The sequence below is a fragment of the Palleronia caenipelagi genome, from assembly GCF_007004065.1.
Taxonomy (GTDB): domain Bacteria; phylum Pseudomonadota; class Alphaproteobacteria; order Rhodobacterales; family Rhodobacteraceae; genus Palleronia; species Palleronia caenipelagi.
On record NZ_VFSV01000023.1, the window covers coordinates 46429 to 54027 of the forward strand.

A 7599-nucleotide genomic window follows, 5' to 3' on the forward strand; every position below is an offset into this window, starting at 1 on the left:
GTGGGTCGATCCTGGCACTGGCACGGAAGTTGCGCCGTGACTGACACGCTTTACTTGAACGTTCTTAGCGGAGCAATGATCGGCGAGCGGTTGAAGGTGCCTGGTACCGAGGCCTCGTTGGGCGGCAAGGGTAGCGGCGCGGAAATCGCAGTCTCAGGTGTCGCGCATGGACTGAAGACAGCGGAGTTCCGAATAAGCCGTGGTCGCTGGGTGTTGGAAGAGATCGCGCAAGGCCAGGTGCGGCTGAACGGGCGCCGCCCTGGTCGGCGAAACACCCTGAAATCGGGAGACGCTATTGCCGTACCAGGCATTTTGCCAAAGGAACCGATCCGGCTCGAAGTGGAGATCGAGAGGGACAAAAACCGCAGTCTTCTCCCAGTTTCGCTGAACCTTGGCAAGGTGAACCCGCAATATGTAGTTGTGGGCATTGTTTATGGGCTAATGTTCATCTTTGCTGCGATCTACCTAAGAGGCGGCGACGAGGGGCGCAGTACGGCCCAGCGTGCCGAGATCGGTGCAATCCTGTGGGCCGAAATCGAGGCGGCGGGACCGGCGGCAAATAGCGAGTGGATCCTGTTTGATCCCACGCCTCAAAGCTTTCGAGACTTGCGCGTTGTGATGGCTTCGAGCCTACCTGAGGCAGAACGGGACGCTATGGCCGCGAAATTCGTACTGACTGTGGAGCAACGCTTCGCTAAGGCGCGCAGGCTGGCGGACATAGGCCTAGAGGAAGAGGCAATTGAGGAATACGATCTCATCATCGACCTGATGGACGATGATGCCGAGTTGCGCACCACTCAGGAAGCATTGCGTGAACGGCACGCGGTCTCGAATGCTGGGGGACGACCATGAGTTATGACGAAAACGCTCTGCTATCGCATCTAGCAAATGAATACCAAATTGAAAAGAGCGATTACATAGAATATGGTGCGTGTCGCCTGTATCGCGGCTTGGCGACCAGCAAGGACGAGCGCGAGGTGTGGATCTATGTCCCCCGGCCCGAGGTCCATGCTGTATCCAAAGCGCGAAAAGCGCTGGTGTCGAAGTTCAGGGTCTACCGAGATCGGGTCAGCGCTGACAGTGATCCGAGCCTGCCGGAACCCTTCGATTTTTACTCCGAAAAGGAGACGAAATCAGCAGCAGCACTGGTTACAACGCGGCATGAGGCCGTTCAAATCCCACCCGGTCTAAGCGTTGACGAATACCCGCATATGCAGGGTGCCATGTTGCGGCTTCTGCGCAGCATCACGATGTTGGAGACCGCTGATTTGGTGCAACCGCCCGTGGGCGAAAAAGCCGTGCAAATCGTACGCTTCGGTGGCAATGTACAGTTTTTGCTTGACAAGATCTTCTTCGATGCGCCGGAGGCGGTCGCTCCCTCGCTTCTATTCCAGCCCGCCTTCATCGCGCCCGAATTTACCAATCTTACACACGACCAGATCATCGCGCAATCGAACGGCCCATCTGGGCCCCCTCATGTGTATGCACTAGGCAAGTTCTTCATCTATGCCACCTCCGGACCCGGCGCGCTCCTCCGGATATTCACAAAATCGGTGCCCGATGCGCTCGAGGCAGAGCCCGAGGCGGCCATGAGCGATATGCAGCTTTGGACCAATATCGCAAATGCCCATCCTGAAACCGACGGCACACCGCTTGACAGCGCACGCGCCGCAGGGATGTCTGGTGAACTGGTCGACCTGACTATGCGTGCGGTGGCGCATCTACCAGAAAAACGCCCTCCCAACGTGCCGCTGTTTTACGAAGGTTTCCGCAGCACAGTCGGCCAGATACAAGAAAATGAAAATGGCGGCGTGGACACAGGCGGCGGTGATCGCAATACTTGGACAAAGACCCTGGTCGCGGCAGGCGTGATGGCAACGCTTGTGGCAGGCGCGGGCTGGTTGATGCTCGAGCAGCAACAAAGGGAGCGCGAAATCGCCGAGGCACGAACGGAAATGATCGCGCTATGCCGACCTATCGAGGCACGGCTGAATTCCTTAGAAGACACGCCATTCACAGAACACCCAGCATGGCAGGAAGCCGTCGATGAAATTGATGCGGCTTTAGCAATCGTGGAAGACAATTCCCGGATCTCTGATACCGAAGGTCATTGCCGCGCGGCAAGAGATCATATTTTCAAAGTCGAAACCGAAACTATCGCCGCTCAGCGCCGGGCACTTCAGGTAGAATTGGATTTCGCCCATGCGACCGGGGCCGCGCCTGCACTGAACCTCGCCGAGGCCGAGCAACTTGCAGTCGCAGAAACGCCGCAGGACGACCTCGTCGGCTTCGAGGTAATCCTACGCACTGAGACAGAGGCGCTGATCGCTCAACATAGCACGGAGCTGGAGGGGCGCGCGTCGGCCCTTCTGAATTATGTCGCCGATTTGCGCGGCCTCTGGTCCGTGCCGGCGGCGAATGATGCCACGTTGACTGCCGGCGACGCACTAATTTCGGCCTTGGAGAAAGCGCCCGGCGCGGCCCGCCTTAGGGCCGTCCACTTGGCCACAGACGCTCTGGCGGAAAGCGCGGCTGGGACGATATCCGCCGATATTAGCGAACGGGTCGGGGCGCTTGTAGCCGTCGCGGAGACCCTTGCCGCGGGTCTTGGCGAGACCGAGGATCTCATCGCCTTACGTGAAGCGATCGCGACCGCAGCCGAACCTCTACAGGCGCTTCCGTCGTTGGTCGCCACCCAAGAGCGTTACACCTCCGTGGTGGCGCTCGAAGCAAAGGCCGAGGCATTGCGCGCCAGCACCGAGGCGGCGCTGGCCGAGCTTTCGTCCCTGCGTGCACTCATCGACGAGATCGCAACTTCAGCCGAAGCCGAGGGCTACGGCGCCGACTTGGCGCTCTCCGAAATGCTCGACCAAGCCGCTCAACTTCCGAAACTTGCCCCGGCGTTACCCGAATGGCAGGATATCGCGGGCCGCATTGAGGACAGCGCCGGCGTGCTGAGCGCTGAATGGAGCGAGGGACGCGCTGCCTGCGCCCGGTTCCTCCAGGTCTTCGGCGAGCTTGAGGCTGAGGTCGCGAACCAGCCCGAGGAGGACACGCTGCGTGCCGCTGAATCGATAGCGCAAGCGATCACTAAGGGCGCGCAGGCTGGCCGTGACGGGTTCGAGCAGTGCATCGAAGCGATGCAAATGGTTCAGGTAGTCGCTGTCGCCGCACCGGCGCGGAAGCTTCTGCGGAACTTGGAGGACGCACGCAAAAAGGCCATCGCCTTCGGGGTCGACGACCGTGTGCCGCAATTCCAAGACTTGGAGTTGGCCTACGCGACACTCATCACGCGCGAGGAACCGGTGGACCAGAACAGCTTGTCGCGGCTGGAGCTAGATGTGCAGGCGGTGTCGGACGGCTATTCCGCCGCCGCCGACGCTCTAGCCAACGCCACGGCGCAGTTCGAACGTCTCAGTGTCGAGGAAGACGAGGAGCGCAGCCGCGCAGCCAGAATGGACTTAACCAGCCTATCAGTCTGGTCCGAAGGCCTATCAGCCTACCCGATGCCTGCTGACAATGATCCGTTCCAGGGCAATCCTCAGCTCCTCGCGCGGATCACGGCGATGCGCGACCTGATCGCTCGATTCGAACAAGGCGAATTTGTTCCGTGCGACCTTCGTGGGCACGAAATGATAGGTATCGTTGCGTCGGACCGCGACGTGAGCAACTTTATGGCAAGCCCGTTGGCCAGGGTCGCCTCGGCTGGCTATGTTCAGGCAGCGGGCCAGAGGCTGGCGGGGCACCACTGCCTTTCGCTGAGCCCCGTCACAATCGCGGATCTCCAGGCTTGGGCCACAAAGCTGCGCGCGACCGAACAGGAAAACCGGCGCCAGATTGAGGCGGCGCAGGTTGGGCCGGACGGAGTAGCAGTGAACACGAGCCACTACCTGGCCTCGCGTTATGTCGAGTTCCTGCGCCGCGACACCGGCCAAGTTGTCTGTGTGGCCCCAGCCGAGTTGACGCTTCAGGCGCTGGCCTCGGCCTCTGGCAGGCGGCTCCTGGGATCGGTGTCCGAGATTACAGGCAGCCGTTGCGACGATACGAGGGCAGGGCGAGGTCGGCTAGCCGTCATCGATCCCACAAACCCTGGTGCTGATCCGAGCTGCTGGCCTGAGAACGAACGCGCGCCTGGCGCAGGGTTCCGTGTCGCTATGGGCGATATCTGCAAGGGAGAATAAAATGAAACTAACTTCGCACCATCTGTTCGGCCGCCTTCGTGCTGTAATATGCGCAATGTCCCTCTTGTTGGCCGCGACCACTCTGACCGCGTCAGCGCAAGTGCGAAATCAGATGCCCGAGGGCAGAGAGGCTGAGGCCCTGCGCCAAGCTTACGCCAATCTAATGACCGGCGAATTTTCCGTGGCGGCGGCCGGCTACAAAGATATCGCGGTTCGCTATAGTAACACCGCCGCCGAACCGGTCGCTAGGCGCGGTGCGCTAGTGGCCGAGATCCTGATCTGGTCCCAGGACATCGCACAGGAAGAAGGCAATGCGGCAACCATGGCGCGGCTGCGGTCGCGGACCTTGCCTCAATCAATCCGTGAACTGCACGAAGAGGGTGTGATTGCGGAGGAGGAAGCCGCCTATTGGCAGGCCTTCATCGATACCAATGCTGATATCGCAGCGCTTGCGGCGACGCCCGACTTCGCCTTTCTCAGCCCCGACGCCTTTTCCGCAGCTGTCCTCGCGACCGCGCAGCGCTAGTCCCGACCGGATGCTTGTCCTATCGTGGCAGGTTGCTGTAGCAGCTCTTGCGTTGGCGATGGCGCTGAACGACGCGCGCCAATTCAAAGTACCAAACGCAATTCCGACGGGGTTGGCCGTACTATTTTTGCTCGCCGCTATTTCAATTTTTCCCTTCGAGCGGAGCCTGATTTCCGCCGCGACTGGAGCGGCGGTCATCACTGTAGGATTCGGACTATTCGTAGCGGACCTGCTGCCCGGCGGCGACGCAAAAGCGCTGGCGGCTGCCGCTCTGATCGTTGCGCCTTGGGACTGGGTGACAGTCCTGATCGCATTCTGGCTGATGACTTTGTTCTTAGGGTTGATTCTTCTATTCCAGGGTCGGGGGAAAAAGTCCCGCTTTCCGATGGGACTTCCGATCGGTCTGACATTGGCCGGTTACGCCTTGTCTACACCACCTTGACGGGACGAACAGTAGCGCGCAGGTGAAGTTGGACGGCACTGTAAAGTAAACGCGCATAAGGAGAGTGGGGCATTGGCCCTGCAATCACGCGACCTCTACGCCCGCGATGCTTCACCAATGGTTCATCGCGGCTTGACGGAGTTCCCGGAACTCAGCGGAGGTCATTTCGTGGCGGGGCAGATGGAACAGGTTGGCGATTGGGTCGTGGATAGAGACGAACCGCTGCAGATGTCCCGGCGTCTTGAACCCCTTCATGATCCGCTCTCGTCGTCGCACCGGTTGGTGCGAATTTTCACCACGGTTGTTCAGGCCCTTGTGAGACCGGTGCTCAATACCCGGCTCGATCTCCTTCTTCGCTGCCGAATATGAGCTCAGCTTGTCAGTAACCATGACGCGGGGAAGGCCGTGCTTTTTCGTAAGCGTCCGTTGAACCCGACCTAACGCGAGTGGTTAGGGTTGGCTAAGTGTCCACCATCGATAGTGGACACTTTGGAGCACTCTATGAGCAGGCGGAAGAAGCGGTTTTGGGCTGACGAAGAGAAGCGGGAGATTTGCGCACAGGCTGTGACGCCGGGGATGTCGGTTGCGCAGGTGGCGCGGCGGTATGCGGTCAATGCGAACCTTATTTTCAAATGGTTGAAGGACCCGCGTTTTGCGCCACGGGCCAATGATCCAGAACAAGAGACGACATTTCTGCCGATTGAGATCGAGGCTAATGTCGCCCACGAACCCGCATCAATTGACGTGCCAATGCCGTCTGTGTCGGCACCTCTATCTGCCAGCCGGGTTGATATCACCCTATCGGATGGGCGACGCCTTCTGATTGAAGGGCCGACCGCGCTGGCCTCTGTGGTCAGCTTGGTACAGGGACTGGCAGTTTGATCCCCGTCCCGAGCAACACGCGCATCTGGCTGGCGGCAGGTGTCACGGACATGCGGCGCGGGTTCAATACGTTGGCCGCGCAGGCTGAGAAAGTTTTGGAACTTGATCCCTATTCAGGGCACCTGTTTGTGTTCCGGGGACGGCGCGGTGATCTATTGAAGATCATCTGGTGGGATCCACAGGGTGCGTGCCTGTTCAGCAAGCGGTTGGAGAAGGGCCGCTTTGTGTGGCCCGCCGCCAAGGACGGCAAGGTCAGCGTCACGGCGGCGCAATTGTCGATGTTGCTGGAAGGGATCGACTGACGCATGCCGCAAAAGACATGGCGTCCGCTGAAGGTCGGATAGAGTAATAAATACAGCATCTTGATTGCTTTCGGGATTCACGTTTTGTCCCTGATCCACTATAGGATCGGCGATGCTGAAGGACCTCGATATCACCCCGGATGACCCTGCAGAACTGCGGGCCGTGAACCGTCTCCTCGCGGACGAGGTCAAATCGCAGGCGCTCTTGATCGAGAAGCTCAAGCATCAGCTTGCAGGCCAGAACCGTCATCGGTTTGGTGTGCGTTCCGAGAGTCTCGACCAGCTAAACCTGACCTTCGAAGAAGATGAGGCGATTGCCGAGGCAGCGGAAGAACAGGCCAAGCCTGCGCAACCAGCTCCTGAAGACAAGGCACCGCGCCAGCACAGCCGCAAGCCGCTGCCCGATCATCTGGACCGGCATGACGCAGTGCTGTCCCCGGGTGACGACTGCACGCGCTGCGGCGGCAAGCTGAAGACGCTCGGCGAGGATGTTACCGAAGAGCTTGAGTATGTGCCGGGCCGCTTCGTCGTGAACCGCATCGTCCGGCCCCGCAAAGCCTGCGCGGGCTGCGAAGCGATTGTCCAATCGCCGCTGCCATCTCGCCCTATCGAGCGGGGAAGACCTGGCCCTGGCCTTTTGGCGCATGTTCTGGTCAGCAAATACGCCGATCATGTGCCGCTCTATCGCCAAAGCCAGATCTATTCCCGCGAAGGGATCGATCTGGATCGTTCGACGATGGCCGATTGGGTTGGCCGATCGACGGCGCTGCTGGACCCACTGGCCGATGAGATCGGACGGATTGTCCGGCGCGGCGAAGCCCTCTTTGCCGACGATACGCCTGTGAAGATGCAAGCGCCGGGCCAAAAGAAGACCAAGACGGCACGCGTCTGGACCTATGTGCGCGATGAGCGACCCTGGTCGGGATCATCGCCACCCTGCGCGTGGTATCAGTTCACCATTGATCGTAAAGGCGAACATCCGGTCAGCCATCTTGCAGACTACAAGGGCTGGGTCCACGCTGATGGATACTCCGGCTTCAACGGGCTGTTCGGCGAGAACAAGGCGGGTGAGATGGCCTGCGTGGCCCATGTCAGGCGTAAGTTTGTGGATGTCTTCGCATCCCAGGGCAACGCCATTGCCGAGGAAGCGATCCGGCGGATCGCTGAACTCTACACCGTGGAGAAAGACGCGCGTGGCAAATCGCCCGAAGAACGTATCGCGCTGCGGCAATCCCGATCAAAACCGATCTTCGATGACCTGGAAGC

The 7599-nt window shown here is 59.8% G+C and carries 7 protein-coding genes and 1 pseudogene; 7 read left to right on the forward strand and 1 reads right to left on the reverse strand.

The annotated features are described in order from the left end of the window. Positions 1–36: 36 nt before the first annotated feature. The 4 genes from FEV53_RS12840 (at position 37) to FEV53_RS12855 (ending at position 5149) form a co-directional block, all read left to right on the forward strand. Positions 37–852: a hypothetical protein gene (locus FEV53_RS12840; protein ID WP_142835227.1), complete on the forward strand. Its 816-nt coding sequence runs from the start codon at positions 37–39 to the stop codon at positions 850–852. Continuing rightward, positions 849–4181 carry a coiled-coil domain-containing protein gene (locus tag FEV53_RS12845; RefSeq protein ID WP_142835228.1) on the forward strand — a complete coding sequence of 1111 codons (3333 nt, stop codon included), beginning with the start codon at positions 849–851 and terminating at the stop codon, positions 4179–4181. The genes FEV53_RS12840 and FEV53_RS12845 overlap by 4 nt, the downstream gene beginning before the upstream one ends. Before the next feature lie 112 nt (positions 4182–4293). Then, positions 4294–4707: a hypothetical protein gene (locus FEV53_RS12850; protein WP_142835229.1), complete on the forward strand. Its 414-nt coding sequence runs from the start codon at positions 4294–4296 to the stop codon at positions 4705–4707. A 10-nt stretch (positions 4708–4717) separates the two neighbouring features. After that, positions 4718–5149: a prepilin peptidase gene (locus FEV53_RS12855; protein ID WP_342778298.1), complete on the forward strand. Its 432-nt coding sequence runs from the start codon at positions 4718–4720 to the stop codon at positions 5147–5149. A 111-nt stretch (positions 5150–5260) separates the two neighbouring features. Here FEV53_RS12855 and FEV53_RS12860 read toward each other — a convergent pair. After that, a pseudogene (locus FEV53_RS12860) lies at positions 5261–5584 on the reverse strand (DDE-type integrase/transposase/recombinase); the annotation flags it as partial. Positions 5585–5650: 66 nt separating this feature from the next. Between FEV53_RS12860 and tnpA the strand changes: the two are divergent. From tnpA to tnpC, 3 genes are all read left to right on the forward strand, one after another. Further along, positions 5651–6031: an IS66-like element accessory protein TnpA gene (gene tnpA / locus FEV53_RS12865; protein ID WP_142835231.1), complete on the forward strand. Its 381-nt coding sequence runs from the start codon at positions 5651–5653 to the stop codon at positions 6029–6031. Then, complete coding sequence (tnpB, locus tag FEV53_RS12870; RefSeq protein ID WP_142835232.1) at positions 6028–6333, forward strand: IS66 family insertion sequence element accessory protein TnpB; 306 nt, start codon at positions 6028–6030, stop codon at positions 6331–6333. Before tnpA ends, tnpB begins: the two co-directional genes overlap by 4 nt. A gap of 112 nt (positions 6334–6445) precedes the next feature. Continuing rightward, the coding region (tnpC, locus tag FEV53_RS12875; protein ID WP_142835233.1) for an IS66 family transposase at positions 6446–7599 on the forward strand (1154 nt) is incomplete at its 3' end.